Source organism: Bradyrhizobium sp. LTSP857, assembly GCF_000938285.1.
Taxonomy (GTDB): Bacteria; Pseudomonadota; Alphaproteobacteria; order Rhizobiales; family Xanthobacteraceae; genus Bradyrhizobium.
This window is the reverse complement of sequence record NZ_JYMS01000035.1, coordinates 46555-62084: the sequence shown is the minus strand read 5'-3', so window position 1 is coordinate 62084 and position 15530 is coordinate 46555. Positions and strand designations below refer to the sequence as shown.

Below are 15530 nucleotides of genomic sequence, written 5' to 3'. Positions count from 1 at the left end.
CAACGCTAGAGCCACAACTCCGATGTCGTCCCGGCCTGCGCCGGGACGACGGCGGAGTGTGTGGCCGCAGTCCGGCTTCACACCAACCGCAACACCACCGCCCCCAGCGCACCGGCCCACAGCGCAATCGCAGCGATGCCCTGGATCGCGAAGCCGGGGCCGCGCTTCGCTGCCGCCTGCGAATAGCCGATGAAATAAACGATGCGGCCGATGATCCAGATCGCGCCGATTCCGGCCGCGACGGCGTCGCTGATATAGACCGCGAACAGCCAGAGCGACGGCAGGAAGATCGGCATCCATTCGAGCGTGTTCATCTGGATGCGAAAGGCGCGCTCGAAATCAGGGTGGCCCGACATCGCCGGCACCTTGATGCCCGTCTTGCCGCGCGACCGTGAGACGTTCATGCAGGTGAAGAAGAAAAACAGGATCGCCAGCAGCGTGACGAGAGCGGTGAGGTGATACATGGCAAATCCTTTGAAGAGGCTGCGGTTCAATAGCCGGTCAGCTCAAGATAGCCAACACCGTCATGCGTGCCGGCAAAGTTGATCGGGCCTTCCCAATAGGAGAAGCCGGTCCCCATCCAGGCTTTTGGATTGAGCGGCTTGCAGAGAATGGAGAATGACCGCGACGGGATTGCGATCTGCCATTCCACTGGCAGCTTGCGTCCGGCGACCTCTGCCGTTGCCTTCGGTGTCATCTGGATATCATTGCCCGCAATCATCTGCGTGCGGCCGTCGGCGAAAATCCAGTTGCCGAACGGATAATCCCTGCCGTCCTTCTGCCGCAGCCGGTACAGCATCAGCTTGTCACCGGAGGCGAGATGCAGCGACAGCCAATCCCAACCGGTCTGGTCGGAATCGAGCGGCTGGCTGCTCCATTCCCGGTCCATCCAGGCCTGGCCCGAGACATCGACGGATTTGTCGTCGATGGTGAGCGTGCCGCGTGCACGAAAAAACGGTTGGCTGTAATAGTAGGACGCTTGCCCGCGCTCCGACTTGCGGCTGAAGCCGCCATCGCCTTGCAATACGACTGGACGATCGGTCTCCAGCGTCAGCGCGTAGCTGAAGTCGGTGCCGGATGCTTTCAACGTCACCGGCGAGAGGTTGCGATCATCGGTGCGCTCGGACCCCTTCATCTCCCAATCGTCGATCCAGGCGGCAAACGGCTTTGCCGCGACGCCGGCCTGTCCGATGCCGCCGCGTGAAAACAGTTCGTTGAAGCGGTGGGTGTCGGCGCGCGTCACCGCGGCATGCGCCATCCAGATCTGTTGATTGGCCCAGCCTTCGCCTTGCGGCCCCGGCTGCGCCTCCTGGCGGAACAGCGTCCATTGCAGCCCGCACGCCGCGCCGCTGCTGTCGACGAGATTCGCGGTGAGATACCACCATTCGATGCGAAACTCCGGATGCGGCCCGTGATCGGCGGGGAAATCGAACGTCTTTCCCGGCGTCGCCTGCGCAAAGCCGTCGGCCTTCTCGCCGAGGCCGGCATAGCCCTGCGCGCCCGCGCGGCGCGCGAGAGCGAGCGCGGCGATGCCGCCGGCAAAGGCGCGCCGCGAGAGTTTGTCAGCGCTCATTGGCAAACACTTTGACGAGTGTCGCCGGCTGCATTCGTGCCAGTCGTGCGACCGGCAGCAGCGCGGCAAGCAGCGAGGCGACCAGCGCGACCGCGACCAGCTCGACCAGTTGCAGCGGAAACACATGGAACGGCAGTCGCCAGCCGAACGCCTTCACGTTCACGATCGCGATCAGGCACCACGCAACCAATAGCCCGAGCGGCACGGCCAGCAGCGACGTGAACAACGCAACCGACAACGTCTTGGTCAATTCGATCGCCGCGAGGCGCGGCCGCGTGATGCCGATTGCCCAGAGCGGCGCGAGCTGCGGCAGGCGGGAGTTCGCCAGTGTCAGCAAGCTGGTTAGCAGCGCAATGCCGGCGACGCCGAGCGTGAACGCGTTCAGCGCTGATGTCACCGCAAAGGTGCGGTTGAAGATGCGGATCGATTCCGCCTTCACCGTCGCCTGGTCGGCGACGCTGCGGTCATCGAGCGCAAATTGCTTCTGCAAGGACGCGATCAATCCCGGAATTTTGTCGCGCGCGACGATGAGTCCGATCCGCGTCTGCGGCGTCTGTGGAAATTGCCGGATCAGCGCCGCGACATTCACGGCGAGCTGCCCTTTTGGATTGCCGTAATCGGCATAGATGCCGACGATGTCGAGCTCCCAGGTTCCACCCGGCGCGGGCACTTCGATGACGTCGCCGACGCGGACGTTGAGGCGGCGGCTCAATTGCTCGCTGATGAAGGCGGCATTGCCGGGCACGAGCTGGGTCCAGGCGCGCGGCGCGGTCTCCAGCAGCGGCCAGCGCTCGCGATAGAGCGCGTGATCGGGCAGGCCGAGCAACTCCACTGGCTGTCCGAGAACTTGCGTCTCGGCGCGACCGCCCGAGAGGATCGCTTGCACGTCGCTGCGATCCCTGAGCCAGTTCCGGATCGCAACACCTTGCGCATTGTCGGAGGCGCTGATGTATACGTCGGCCGCGAGCCGCCCATTGAGCCAGCCGACAAAGGTGCGGCTGAACGTCTCCACCATGGTGGAGACGCCGACATTGACGGCAAGCGCAAGCAGCAGCGCCATCAACGCCAGCGAGAGTCCTGAGAGCTGCTGCCGGCTGTCCGCCCAGAACCACAGCGCCAGCGGGCCACGCGCGAAACGCTGGCCGGCGAGCAGGATGATGTCGAGGAAAGCCGGCAGGATCAGCGCGGCCCCCAGCATCAGCGCCGCCAGCAGGCCAAAACCCGCGATCAGCGATTGCCCGCAATGAAGCAGCAGCAGCGCGACCGCGAACACGACGCAGGCGGCGGCGCTTTGCAGGATCAGCCAGCGGCGCTGCCTCTGCTGCCACGCCTGCGGCTGCGCGGTCGCCAGCACCGGCATCCGGATCGCCTTGATCAGGCTGGTCGCGGCCGCCACGATCGCGCCGGCAACGCTGATGCCGATGCCGGTAAGCCACCACTCAGGCCGTAGCGTCAGCTGCCCCGGGATCTGCGCGCCGTAGAGCCCGCGTAGCGACGCGGCGACATCCGGCAAGAGCGCGGCCGCGATGAAATAGCCGCAGACGAGCCCGATCAAGCCGGCCACCAGCGCCAGTGCCACCAGCTCGACCACCAGCACCGTGTTGACCAGCCGTGCAGAGGCGCCGCAGGCCCGCAACGTCCGCAGCATCGGCAGTCGCTGCTCGAAGGCGAGGCCGACGGCCGAATTGACGATGAAGAGGCCGACGAAGAACGACAGCAGGCCGAACGCCGTGAGGTTGAGATGGAAGCTGTCGGTCAGGCGTTCGAGCTCGGTCTCGGCGTTCGGCTCGACCCGCTGCAATTCGTCGCCGACGACGCTTTGAAGCGGCGCTGGCTTGCCCTTCGGTTTGCCAATCAACAGTCGCGAGACCTGATCCGATTTGTTCAGCAACCGCTGTGCCACACCGATGTCGACCACCAGCACCTCGGGCACGAGCTGCGACTGCACATGCAGCGGCGGCAGTTTTGCGCCGCTGCTGATCGAGGGCGTTGCGCCTTCCCGCTCCTGCAAATCACTCAGCGTCTCCCGCGCCACCAGCGTCTGGCCCGGCGCGGCAACGAAGCTCGTCAAATCCGCAGCACCGAGGCGCGGCGCGTTGCCGACATCCGTCGGCAGCGTCACCGGCTCGATGCCGAGCAGCCGCACCGAACGCCCGTTGATCTGGACGCGGCCCTCCAGCACCGGCGAGACCGGCCAGCCGGCGCGCCGGAGTTTTACGAACAAATCCTGCGGGAAAGTTGCTGCATTGGGTGCGACCAGCATCGCCGTGCGGATGCCGCCGAATGTCGCCGCCGCGCGGTCATAGGCGCTGCGGGCCTGTTGGTTGATCGCCTGCACGCCGCTCCACAGCGCGGTCGCCGCGATCAACCCGATCAAGAGCGTCGCGAACTGCATCTTGTGCCGCCGCCAATGGCTCAAGAGCACCGCGAGGATCCACAGCGCGCGCCTCATGCGATTCGCCCCGCATGCAGGATGACGTGACGGTCGAGCGTGCCGGCCAGATGCAGGCTGTGCGTCACCATCAGAAAGCCGCAGCCCGTGCGCGCGACGAGGTCGCGCGTCAGCGCCAGCACGTCGTCGGCGGTGGCCTCGTCGAGATTGCCGGTCGGCTCGTCCGCGAGCAGCAGCAACGGCTTTATCGCGAGCGCCCGGCCGATCGCGACACGTTGCTGCTGGCCGCCGGAGAGCTGCTCGGGGTAGCGCTTCAACAGACTACCGAGTCCGAGCCGTTCGATCAGCTCCTTGGTCCAGGCCGTGTCATGCCGGCCGGCGATCCGTGCCTGGAAGGCGAGATTGTCAGCGACCGACAGGCTAGGGATCAGATTGTACTGCTGAAAAACCAGGCCGACCCGGTCGCGCCGCAGGCCTGCGCGCCCTGCATCCGATAGCTTGGTGACCTCGATGTCCTCCAGCCGAATCGTGCCGCCATCGGCGGCGTCCAGCCCGGCGATCAGGTGCAGCAGCGTGCTCTTGCCGCTGCCGGATTCACCGGTCAGCGCGACGCGTTCGCCGGCCTTGAGGTCGAGATCGACACCGCGCAGCACATGGACCGGCTCGCCGGCCGAGGCGAAGGTCTTTGAGAGATTTCTGATGCTCAGCACGATGAATGGCGCCGGACGGAATTAACGGAAATGCTGCGTAGCACAGTTGATGTGGAAATGCCGGGGTTGCGTTGCCGTTCAAGCCGTTGTTAGCTCCAGCAACGGCCAAATCAAAAGTGCCAAAAAGACATACGGGGAGAACGATGAGCGCTCAGGGAACGCCCACAGCGGCAGGCAAGGCAACGGGAACAGCTGCGGGAACGCCGAAGGGCGCGTGGACCGTCACCTTTCTCCTGTTTCTGTTTATGCTGGTGAACTTCGCCGACAAGATCGTCGTCGGCCTCGCCGGCGTTCCGATCATGACCGATTTGAAGCTCGAGCCGGAGCAGTTCGGCCTGCTCGGCTCGTCGTTCTTCTTCCTGTTCTCGATCTCGGCCATCGTGGTCGGCTTCATCGTCAACAAGGTGGCGACCCGCTGGGTGCTGCTGACGCTCGCGGTGATCTGGGCGCTGGCGCAGTTTCCCATGGTCGGCACCGTCTCCTTCACCACGCTGCTGATCTGCCGCATCGTGCTCGGCGCCGGCGAAGGTCCGGCGGCTTCCGTAGCCATGCACGCCGTCTACAAATGGTTCCCCGACGAGAAGCGCACGCTGCCGACCGCGATCCTGTCGCAGGGCTCGGCCTTCGGCGTCATCCTCGCCGTGCCCTTGCTGAACTGGATCATTGTCAATCATTCCTGGCACTATGCCTTCGGCGCGCTCGGCGTGGTCGGCCTAATATGGGTTTGTGCGTGGCTCACCTTCGGCCAGGAAGGCCCGCTCGAGAACACCCGGGTCCTCGCAGCCACCGAGACGAAAATTCCTTACATTCAGCTTCTCACCTCGCGCACTTTCCTCGGCTGCGTGGCCGCGACCTTCGGCGCCTATTGGGCGCTCTCACTCGGGCTCACCTGGTTCACGTCCTTCATCGTCAAGGGGCTCGGCTTCTCGCAATCGGACGCCGGCTGGATCTCGATCCTGCCCTGGGTGTTCGGCGCCACCATCGTCATCCTCACCGGCTGGATATCGCAGGTGATGATGGCGCGCGGCTACACCACCCGGATCTCCCGCGGCGTGCTCGGCTCGGTGCCGCTGATCATCGGCGGCCTGATCCTGGCGGCGATGCCGTACGTCCCGGGCGTAGGGCTGAAGATCGTGATGCTCGTGGTCGGCCCCGGGCTCTGCGGCGCGATCTATGTCGTCTGCCCGCCGATGCTCGGTGAATTCACCCCGGCGTCGCAGCGCGGCGCGATCCTCGCGATCTACGGCGCGCTCTACACGCTCTCGGGCATCATCGCGCCGAACGTGATGGGCACCGTGATCCAGCGCTCCGGCAACATGGTCGACGGCTACATGACCGGCTTCACCATCAACGCCGTGATCATGGTCGGCTCCGGCTTGCTCGGATTGCTGCTGCTCTGGCCCAACACGGAGAAGGCCAGGCTGACGCGCAGTGCGGCTCCGCAGGCGGGCGCGCTGAAGGGCGTGGTGTCGCCGACGTAAGGTTGGCTCACTGTCGACTCCAATCACAACCGTTGTCCCGGCGAAGGCCGGGACCCATATCCCCAGGGAGCGGTTTGGCGATGACTCGGAGTTGGCAGCTTTGCGAGCCAACTGACTGTTGTGGTTATGGGTCCCGGCCTTCGCCGGGACGACACTGAATATGTTGAGGTGCCCTTCGCGCCTCACGCGCCTAATTCACCCCCCTGCGCGCCCCGAATCAGCTTCCCCGGCCGCTGCCCTGTGGCCTCCCCATGCCGCCGCGTCACCACGCCCGACACGATCGTCGCCTCATAGCCGTCGACATCCTGCAACAGCCGCCGCCCGCCGACCGGCAGATCGTAATGCACCTTCGGCGGATGCAGATGCAGCCGGTCATAATCGATCACATTGACATCGGCCTTGTAGCCGGGAGCAATCAACCCGCGATCAGTAAGTCCGACCGAGAGTGCGGTCTTGCGCGACTGCGCCGCGACCACGAACGGGATCGTGAGTCTCTCGCCGCGCTTGCGGTCGCGGGTCCAGTGCGTCAGCAGATAGGTCGGGAAGCTCGCATCGCAGATGATGCCGCAATGCGCGCCGCCGTCGGACAGGCCCGGCACCGATTGCGGATCGATCAGCATCTCGCGCGTCGCATCGAGATTGCCGTCGGCATAATTGAGGAACGGCACGTAGAGCATGCCCTTGCCTTCGTCAGAGAGCATCGCCTCATAAGCGAGCTCTTCCGGCTGCCGGCCCTGCTTGCGCGCCTGCGGCCCCAGCGCGTTCTCCGGCGGCTGCTCGTAATCCGGGGGATCGCCGAGCAAAAACATCTTGTCGTAGTTGGGACGGAAGAACAGCGGATCGTCGGTCGAAGTCGCCGTCTCGCTCAGGATCGCCTTGCGCAAATCGCTCTGATGCAGTCGCGCCAGCCGTTCTTTCAGCGGCAGATGCGCGATTCTCCTGTAGCTCGGATGGGTCTGGAACGGATTGCGCGACAGTTCCAGCCCGAGCAGCAGGCCGACCGGGCGCGCCGCGATCTGCGCGGTGATGGAGAGGCCGCGCTTCGCCGCCGCATTGATCTCGTCCAACGTCTGGCGCCAGCGGGTTGGCGCCTTGTCGTTCTGCGTGATCGAGAACGAGATCGGGCACTTTGTAGAGTCCGCCACCCGCAGCATCATCGGCAGGTCTTCATGGAGGGTCGAGAGATCAAGCACGAATTGCAGCACGCTGCGGCCCTGGCTGTGCATTGCGCCGGCAATCGCGGTGAGCTCGTCCTCGCCGGCCTTCAGTGTCGGCGTGAAATCGCCGGTCGAGGTGCGATGGTTGAGCGTGCGCGAGGTCGAGAAGCCGAGCGCGCCGGAACGCACCGCCTCGCCCGCGAGCTTTGCCATCGCCGCGTTGTCCTCGGCCGTCGAGGGATCGCGGCGCGCGCCGCGCTCGCCCATGACATAGACCCGCAGCGCCGCATGCGGCAGTTGCGCCCCGACATCGATGTCGAAGTCGCGCTTCGACAGCCAATCCATGTAGTCGGGAAAGCTCTCCCAAGCCCAGGGAATGCCGGCGCTCAGCACCGGCTCGGGGATATCCTCGACGCCTTCCATCAGCTGGATCAGGCGGACGTGGTCGACGGGCTTGCATGGCGCGAAGCCGACGCCGCAATTGCCCATGATCGCGGTGGTGACGCCGTTCTGCGACGACGGCGTGATGTCCTGGCTCCAGGTGACCTGGCCGTCGTAGTGCGTGTGCACGTCGACGAAGCCCGGCGTCACCAGTTTTCCGCGCGCGTCGATCTCTTCTTTGCCTTTGGCCGAGACTTTCCCGACCTCACTGATCCTGCCGCCGGTGATGGCGACATCGGCCTCAATCAGCTCGCCGCCGCGGCCATCTGCGATCGTTCCGCCGCGGATCACGAGATCAGGAGTGCTCATGTGGTTTCTTCCCGTGGTGTTGTTGTTTTACGTTTTCTTTTGTCGTCCCGGCGAAGGCCGGGACCCATAACCACGACTTTCAGTTTGGCGAAAACTGGCAATGACCAGCTCGCGCCACAGCTGCCTTCGTGAGTATGGGTCCCGGCCTTCGCCGGGACGACACTGAACTTGTAGCTACGCCTTGGCTTTCGCCCGCCGCTCCGTGAACGGCGACAGCACCACCGTCGCCACCATGAAGATCACCGACGCGCCGAACACCCAGTGCGGCGCGCTCTGGTCCATGATCCAGCCGAACAGCAGCGGGCTGACGATGCCGCCGAGATTGAAGCCGGTGGAGACGATGCCGAAGGCGCGGCCGGCAGCACCCGGAGGTGCCGCATTGCGCACCAGCATGTCGCGCGACGGCGCGATTACGCCGGAGAGGAAGCCAGCGGTCGCCATCGTCACGGTCAAGGTCCAGCCGGGCAGCGTGACCAGCGCGATCAGCAGCACGATCGCCGCGTTTACGGCAAAGCAGGCGGCGGCGACATAGCCGTGGCGCTCGGTGTGGTCCGCAAGGAATCCGCCTGCAAGCACACCGGCGGCGCTCGACGCAAGAAACGCGGTCAGTGCGATGTTCGCGGCGGAGTAGGTCGCGCCGTAACCGCTCATCAGCGCCACCACGCCGAAATTGTTGATGCCGGCGACCGACAGGCTGAGCAGCATGAACAGCGCGGTCAGCGTGATCAGCGCCGGCGTGATCACGGCCTGCTTCGGCGCGTTCGCGTTGCCCGGCTTGCCCTTGTGCGCGCCGGCATCGGGAATGTTCATGGTAACCAGCAGCAATGCCACCAGCACGCCGATCGCGCCCGCCGCGATCAGCGCGCCGACGCCGCCGGATACCGTGACCAGCGCAGCAACGATTGCGGGCGCAACCGCGCCGCCGAGATAGCCAGCAAAAGTGTGGATCGAGAAGGCGCGGCCCATCCGCGCCTCATCCATGTGCTCGGCCAGGATCGCGTAATCGGCAGGATGATAGACGCTGTTGGCGAGCCCAAGCAGCACGGCGCAGGCGATCAGCGAAGCATAGCTCAGATGCAGGCCGAGCAGGATCAGTGCGAGCCCGCCGAGCGTCAGTCCGCCCAGCAAAATCCTGCGCGCGCCAAAATGATCGACGAGATAGCCGGTCGGCGCCTGAGTCAGCCCGGAGACGACGGCAGACACGGTCAGCGCGAAGCCGAGCTCGACATAGCCGACACCGAGCTGGCTCTTGAGGAACGGGAACAGCATCGGCAGGACCAGCAGATGGAAATGGCTGACCCAATGCGCGATCGAAATGCCGGTCAGCGTGCGCAGCGCACTGTCCGCCTTGCCTTGTTGCGGTGCGGCGAGAACGTCGACCATTGCAGTTCCGTTTCACTCCCTGGAGGCGCGCAAACTATCGGGGAGAGCGGTTATTTGTCCATGAACGCAGGCGCATGGCAGCTAGCGCGGGGCAGGCTCTATCCCCTTGTCGTCCCGGCGAAGGCCGGGACCCATAACCACAGGGCGTAGTTTGGCGAAGGTTGGTCGTTCGGTACTCTGACCGATCACAATCGAGAGATCACGCGGTATGGGTCCCGGCCTTCGCCGGGACGACAGTTGGAGGTGCTGCGCGAGCGCACGGTCAAAACGACGGACGCCTCACAACGGCTCATCATCCTCGCCATACCGATCACGCTTCGGCGTTGCGATGTCGCCATCTTCGTCATCGTCGTCGGTATCGCGCGGAAGCGGAGGATTCTTGGCCTTGTCGTCCGCCTTTTTGGGCGGCTCGCTCGGCTTGGCGGTCTTGGCCATGGCTGATCCCGGATGGTGTTGCTGCATCCGACCCTACCCGCAAAACATGTGCGGTTCCTGACTTATCTCAAGGGCCGCGGCGAGGGCTGTCAGCCGTGCACCACCGGCCCGCCTGCCTTTTTCCAGGCATCGATGCCGCCGGCGATGTGCGCGGTATTGGACAATCCAGCGATCTTGGCCGCAGCCACCGCCATCGCCGAGCGTTCGCCGAAGGCGCAGAAGAACACGACGCGGCGGCCGGTGGCGGCTGCGACCTCGCGCAGCATGCCGCCAGGCCTGAGGCTCTCCTCGACGCTCGGATAGGGCGTGTGCAGCGCGCCTTCGAGCATGCCGTGCTTGGCGCGCTCGTTGCTCTCGCGCAGATCGACCAGCAGCATGTCGGGCCGGCCGAGCGAACGGATCGCCTCGACAGCGCTAAGCGCGCGGCCTTCTTTTTCCAGCTCCTCCTGATGCAGGCCGACATGCATGTTGGCCGGCACCGCCACGTCCATCATCTTCGGATCGGGCAGTTTCAGGTTCGCCATCAGCTCGATATATTCGTCGACCGAGCGCACCTGGAGCCGCGGATTGTAGCGCTTCTCCTCGCCGATGGTGGAGACGGTGTCGCCCTTGTAGTCATGCGCCGGGAACACCATCGTCTCGTCCGGCAGCTTGAGCAGGCGGTTGAAGATCGATTCGTATTGCGCGCGCGACGAGCCGTTCTGGAAATCGGTGCGGCCGGTGCCGCGGATCAACAACGTATCGCCGGTGAAGACGCGGTCGCCCATCAAATAGGAATAGGAATCGTCGGTGTGGCCGGGCGTGTACATCACGTCGAGCGACAGGCCCTCGATCGTCACCTTGTCGCCGTCGGCAACGCGCATGGCCACCACGTCGGCCTTAGTCTGGTCGCCCATCACCGTCATGCAATGGGTGCGATCGCGCAGCTCGCCAAGGCCGGTGACGTGGTCGGCGTGCAGATGGGTGTCGACCGCCTTGACCAGCTTGAGGTCGAGCTCGCGCAGCAATTGGCAATAGCGATCGACCTTCTCCAGCACGGGATCAAGGATCAGTGCCTCGCCGCCGGGACGGCTCGCAAGGACATAGCTGTAGGTGCCCGAAACGCTGTCGAAGAGCTGGCGGAAGATCATGGCAGGACCCGGCGTGAACTGATTCCGAAATTCTACTACGCCACGGGGTAAAAAGAGAAGCAAGTCGCTGTGTGGAGATAGAAATAGGGAATATTATTTTACGTAACTGTCAGCTGGGTCGCCCGCGGGGACTGAAGCCGCGCAGCCGTCATGGGCGTTTTGGTGCCGCCTCATCTACCGCAGTCATTCCCCGCGAAAGCGGGGAATCCAGTACGCCGCGGCTTCTCCGTACCCCTCGCCGTCTCTGGAATACTGGATCGCCCGCTTTCGCGGGCGATGACAGCGAGGGCGTTAGTTACGGCCGCACCAGCGTGTAGCCGTTCTCCGCCAGGAACAGGATCTGCCCGACCCCAACCTGCACCGGCGTGGCGGCGGGAATGAACTCCGGCCGCTTGCCCGTCTCTCGCTCGATCGTTTCGACGGTGTTGAGGCAGATGTCGAAGCGGACGCCCTGGGCGATCAGGCTTTCGACCTGTTTGCGGCGGTCGCTGCCGGTCAGCAGCAGATCGATGCCGGGGCCGAACGCCACCACCTCGATCGCGACCTTGTCGGGATCGTAGGCTTTCAGGAGATTGTTGGCGACGCTCAGCACCAGCGCCTGCTTCTTGGCGTCGCCGTCGGACAGTTGCAGCACGATCTTGTGCTCCGCGAACGGCTTGTCCTGGAGCGGCACCTGCTCGGCCGACACCAGCGGCATCGCGGTCCAGGTGAACAGCGCCAGCAACATCGCGCGAAAGATTTGCGAACGCGTCATCCCTGTCCTGCAATCCCCGGATTGCCCTCGACGCCCTTCAAGGTGACGCCGGAGCCGAGCCGCTCCGGCATCATCCGACCGGAGCGCAGATATTTGCCCACCACATCCCACACTGGCGCGCCCTGCTGGCCGTTGACGGAAGCCCAGCCCGCGACCTTGTAGCGGTGGTTTGCGACCAATGCTTTGCCGTTGTCGAGCTTCAGCTCCGAGATGCGGCTGCCCATCGTAGCCGTCGGCATACAGGTGTAGCCGAGGCCGCCGGCGCGCACCATGTCGCCACCCTGCTGGTAGTAAGGATCGGCGTTGAAGAGATTGTCGCAGATGTCCTCCAGCACGTCCTTGATCTCTGCGCCCGTCATCTCCTGCACATAGGTCTCGGGATAGCTGATCGCGGTTTCCGCCAACAGATCCTCCATGGTCAGCGGTTGGCCGGACAGTGCGGTGACGCCCCAGCGAAAGCCCGGCGACAACGCGATCTCGGCATCGAGCTCCGTGCGCAGCGCCGTGCAGATCAGTTCGTCCACGGGGCCGGCGAAATTGTCGCGGCGATAGAGCAGGCGATCGGGTGTTGCGATCTTCTCCGTCCAGTCCGTCACGAACGGTGCCCGCACCCGGCCGATCAGCTCGGCCATTGCAGGATCGGGCTTGAGCAGCTCGGAATAGACCGGCAGCAGATGATATTTGACATCGCTGACCTTGCCCTTGTCGAGCGCGAGATCGAGCACGGCCAGAAATTTCCCGTTGGAGCCGGCATTGGTGACGAGCGTGGTACCGCTCGCGTTCTTCACCGCAATCGGCTGCGGCACGGCGTCATGGGTATGGCCGCCGAGAATGACGTCGATGCCGGTGACGCGGCTTGCGAGCTTGAGGTCGACATCCATGCCGTTATGCGAGAGCAGGATCACCGCATCGACCTTGTCGTTGCCGCGCAGCGCATCGACATGTTTTTGGAGCTCTTCCTCGCGGATGCCAAAAGTCCAGTCCGGCGTGAACCGCTTTGGATGCGCGATCGGCACGTAAGGAAAAGCCTGGCCCACGATCGCGACGCGATAGCCACCGAGCTCCTTGATCGTCGACGGCTTGAAAACGCGACCGCTCGCCTTGTCGAAGGCGCGGGCGTCGTTGAACGCGGCTTCCTCGGTCAGGAAGACGTTCTGCGCCAGGAATTCGCCCTTGAAGTGGTCGAGATTGTCGCGCAGCGCCTGCTCGCCATAGGTGAATTCCCAATGTCCGGTCATCGCTTCGATGCCGAGCAGATTGGCGGCCTCGACCATGTCGCGGCCCCGCATGATGTTGGCGAGTCCCGTGCCCTGCCAGAGATCTCCGCCGTCAACCAGTACAGAGTGCTTCTCGCCGGCATCGCCGCGGAGACGATCGATGAGCGTCTTCAAATGGGCGAAGCCGCCGAGCTTGCCGAACCGGCCGGCGGACTTCTCGAACTCGACACAGGTGAAGGCATAGGCGTCCGCGCTGTCCGGCCGGATCCCGAAGCGCTCCAGGAAGGCGCGGCCAACGAGGTGCGGCGGCCGTCCCGTCATCTCACTGACGCCGATATTGACGCTGGGTTCGCGGAAATAGACCGGATTGAGCTGCGCGTGGGTATCGGTGAGGTGCAGGATCCGCGCGTTGCCGAAACGCTCGATGTCGTAGATACCCGCGGCCTCGTTACCGCGCGCAAGCCGCGGCAGGCCGACCGAGGCGGCAACAGCAGCTGTGCTCTTCAGGAAATCGCGGCGGCGGATCGCCATCCTAAATTTTCTCCGCGCCTATTCTAGCGGATTTCCATCGCCTTCCAGGCCTCTTTTTCAGACGTTGCCTGGAAGATCGACGCCTTCGCCAGCGCCTCGGCCTCCTTGGCTGAGGCGACAGCGCGGTCGAAATCACCGCCATCGGCGGCCTTTTTCGCGGCCGCCAAAGTCGAGACTGTCGTGGTCCACTGATTGCGCAAGCCGGCTGCCTCCTTGAATGCGGCTTCCGCGGCGGCATAGGCCGCCTTGAAGTCCGCGTCAGTCGCCGCGCGCGCCGAGGGCAGCGCGACGGTCAATGCCAGCAGCATGGCGAGAGGAAGTGACCGCTTCATGGCCGCGCTCCCGGGCCGGAAATCGGCAGGCCGTTGGCGACGTAGGACAGGAAATATTCGACGTCGCGATATTCATCCGCCTGCGGCTCCAGCGGAACTGCGCGGGTCTGGCTGTTGCAGGTGATGAAGCGGCGGCTGGTCGTGCCCATGCCGCTCCATTCGGAGCGGTAGATCGGCATCGCATTGAGGATGCCGAGCGCTGGCGCCAGCACTTCGGCACGAATGCGCTCGCCCGGGCTCTGCACATGGCAACTCGCGCAGGAAAAGTTCATCTGGCCGCGGCGGGTGTAGAAATAGCGCTTGCCGTTCTCGAACGCCGCGAGCGCGCGGGGATCGTCGGGAAGCTTGATGTCCATCGGCTTGCCGCGCGAGGTGAAGGCCATGTACGCGGTCAGCGACGCCATCTCGTCCTTGACGTAGGAGTAGGGCGCCTCGCCATTGGCCTCGCGGCAGCGGTTGAGCGCGAGCTCCAGCGTGACGACCTTGCCCTCCTTCTCGTCAAAGTAAGGATAGTTCTGGCGGATGCCGATGCCGCCATTTGGGAAGCAGTCGGCATAGGTCTTGCCGTTCTTGAACGGGGTCCCGAACATGTCCTTGCCGGCATCGAGCGCGAACTCGTAGGGCGGAAACTCTTCCTTCTCCTGCCACTGCCGCTTCATGTCCTCGTTCATCGAATAAGGACCGTTGACGAAATCCTCGCGCTTCACGTTCGGAAATTTCTGGAAGAAGAAATTCTGGAACGCTTTTGCGTCGGCGACAGGATCGACCTTGGCTGCTGCGACCACGCGCGTCGCGGCGAAAGCAAGCGCTGCGAGTGCGACGAACGCTGAACCGAGCAAAATCGTAGCGCGCCGCTTCATCACGCGATCTTCGCGGTGGTCGTATCCGATCCACCCTTGTTGTCGGTCCAGGAGACCTTGAGGTCGTCGCCCTTCTTGGAGCCCTTGAAGCTGAACTTGACGTAGGGGTCCTTCGAGACTGCGGTGCCCCAATCGGCGACGAAGACGTCCTTGCCGTTACATTCGAACTTCAGTTCCTGGATGAAATGCGCCGGGATCAGCTCGCCCTTGGCGTCCTTCATGAAGCCGTTGTCCATGGGGTGCTGGATCAGCACCTGCACTTCGGTGATGTCGCCGTTGGATGTTGCGCGCACGCGAATGCTGGATGCCATCTGGATTCTCCTAGCCGCCGCAGCCGCCGACGGTGACTTTCACTTCCTTGGTCGCGCTGTAGAGCTTGCCGTCGGCTTCCACGATCGCGGTCACGTTGGTGGTCTTCGCCATCTTCAGGCGGTTGGCGACGCTTGGGACCGTGCCGTCAGGAATCTTGTAGCTGGCCGCGAGCGCACTCGGGTTCTCGGCGACGAAGAACGAGATCGAGGTCACCTTGTCGAGCGTCGTCGTCACCGAGATCGGCACCACGCCGCCGTTTTCGGCGATCTCGGGCGCATCGAGCTTGACCTTGTCGGACGGCTCGGCGGTCTTGCCGTAGAGCGCCTTGATCGCGTCGGCCTCGCTCTTCTGCTTGAACGCCTCTTCCGGATATTTGTCATTGGCTGCGGCGTTCGCCGGAGCCGCGAACGGCAGATTGCCGAGGCCGATCAGCGCGACCGAGGCCGCGCCCTGAAGGATCAGGCGCCGCGTCGCAAGGGGGCCGGGGCCGGTGGTTGTCGTCATCTCAGGTCT

15 protein-coding genes are annotated in these 15530 nt (G+C 64.3%); 1 reads left to right on the top strand and 14 read right to left on the bottom strand.

The window, feature by feature from the left end:
• Positions 1–77: 77 nt before the first annotated feature.
• Genes UP06_RS22645 through UP06_RS22630 form a run of 4 tightly spaced genes read right to left on the bottom strand, consistent with a single transcriptional unit; the run spans position 78 to position 4675 of the window.
• Positions 78–464 carry an MAPEG family protein gene (locus UP06_RS22645; RefSeq protein WP_045005874.1) on the bottom strand — a complete coding sequence of 129 codons (387 nt, stop codon included), beginning with the start codon at positions 462–464 and terminating at the stop codon, positions 78–80.
• 26 nt (positions 465–490) lie between these two features.
• Entirely contained in the window at positions 491–1573 is a 1083-nt protein-coding gene (locus UP06_RS22640; protein WP_045005872.1) for a lipocalin-like domain-containing protein, read from the bottom strand.
• Positions 1563–4025 carry an ABC transporter permease gene (locus UP06_RS22635; RefSeq protein WP_045005871.1) on the bottom strand — a complete coding sequence of 821 codons (2463 nt, stop codon included), beginning with the start codon at positions 4023–4025 and terminating at the stop codon, positions 1563–1565. The genes UP06_RS22640 and UP06_RS22635 overlap by 11 nt, the downstream gene beginning before the upstream one ends.
• Entirely contained in the window at positions 4022–4675 is a 654-nt protein-coding gene (locus tag UP06_RS22630) for an ABC transporter ATP-binding protein (protein ID WP_045005870.1), read from the bottom strand. The genes UP06_RS22635 and UP06_RS22630 overlap by 4 nt, the downstream gene beginning before the upstream one ends.
• A gap of 143 nt (positions 4676–4818) precedes the next feature.
• Here UP06_RS22630 and UP06_RS22625 point away from each other — a divergent pair, with 143 nt between their 5' ends.
• Positions 4819–6156 carry an MFS transporter gene (locus UP06_RS22625; RefSeq protein WP_045005869.1) on the top strand — a complete coding sequence of 446 codons (1338 nt, stop codon included), beginning with the start codon at positions 4819–4821 and terminating at the stop codon, positions 6154–6156.
• Between the two features lie 182 nt (positions 6157–6338).
• On the opposite strand, the gene UP06_RS22620 is transcribed toward UP06_RS22625, so the two are convergent.
• The 10 genes from UP06_RS22620 to soxY form a co-directional block, all read right to left on the bottom strand.
• Complete coding sequence (locus tag UP06_RS22620; protein ID WP_045005868.1) at positions 6339–8063, bottom strand: N-acyl-D-amino-acid deacylase family protein; 1725 nt, start codon at positions 8061–8063, stop codon at positions 6339–6341.
• Between the two features lie 174 nt (positions 8064–8237).
• Complete coding sequence (locus tag UP06_RS22615; RefSeq protein WP_045005867.1) at positions 8238–9446, bottom strand: MFS transporter; 1209 nt, start codon at positions 9444–9446, stop codon at positions 8238–8240.
• A 279-nt stretch (positions 9447–9725) separates the two neighbouring features.
• Complete coding sequence (locus tag UP06_RS40975; protein ID WP_197087350.1) at positions 9726–9881, bottom strand: hypothetical protein; 156 nt, start codon at positions 9879–9881, stop codon at positions 9726–9728.
• Positions 9882–9970: 89 nt separating this feature from the next.
• Complete coding sequence (locus UP06_RS22610) at positions 9971–11011, bottom strand: MBL fold metallo-hydrolase (protein WP_045005866.1); 1041 nt, start codon at positions 11009–11011, stop codon at positions 9971–9973.
• A 295-nt stretch (positions 11012–11306) separates the two neighbouring features.
• The gene (locus UP06_RS22605; protein ID WP_045005865.1) at positions 11307–11765 is read right to left on the bottom strand and encodes a DsrE family protein; all 459 of its coding nucleotides are present in this window, start codon (positions 11763–11765) and stop codon (positions 11307–11309) included.
• Positions 11762–13513 carry a thiosulfohydrolase SoxB gene (gene soxB, locus UP06_RS22600; RefSeq protein WP_045005864.1) on the bottom strand — a complete coding sequence of 584 codons (1752 nt, stop codon included), beginning with the start codon at positions 13511–13513 and terminating at the stop codon, positions 11762–11764. Before soxB ends, UP06_RS22605 begins: the two co-directional genes overlap by 4 nt.
• Before the next feature lie 23 nt (positions 13514–13536).
• Positions 13537–13845, bottom strand: coding sequence for a hypothetical protein (locus tag UP06_RS22595; protein ID WP_045005863.1), 309 nt, complete (start codon positions 13843–13845; stop codon positions 13537–13539).
• Positions 13842–14705, bottom strand: a complete 864-nt coding sequence (gene soxA / locus UP06_RS22590) for a sulfur oxidation c-type cytochrome SoxA (RefSeq protein ID WP_045005862.1) — start codon at positions 14703–14705, stop codon at positions 13842–13844. Before soxA ends, UP06_RS22595 begins: the two co-directional genes overlap by 4 nt.
• Complete coding sequence (gene soxZ, locus UP06_RS22585) at positions 14705–15016, bottom strand: thiosulfate oxidation carrier complex protein SoxZ (RefSeq protein WP_045005861.1); 312 nt, start codon at positions 15014–15016, stop codon at positions 14705–14707. The genes soxA and soxZ overlap by 1 nt, the downstream gene beginning before the upstream one ends.
• A 10-nt stretch (positions 15017–15026) precedes the next feature.
• Complete coding sequence (gene soxY / locus UP06_RS22580; protein WP_045005860.1) at positions 15027–15521, bottom strand: thiosulfate oxidation carrier protein SoxY; 495 nt, start codon at positions 15519–15521, stop codon at positions 15027–15029.
• Positions 15522–15530 lie beyond the last annotated feature (9 nt).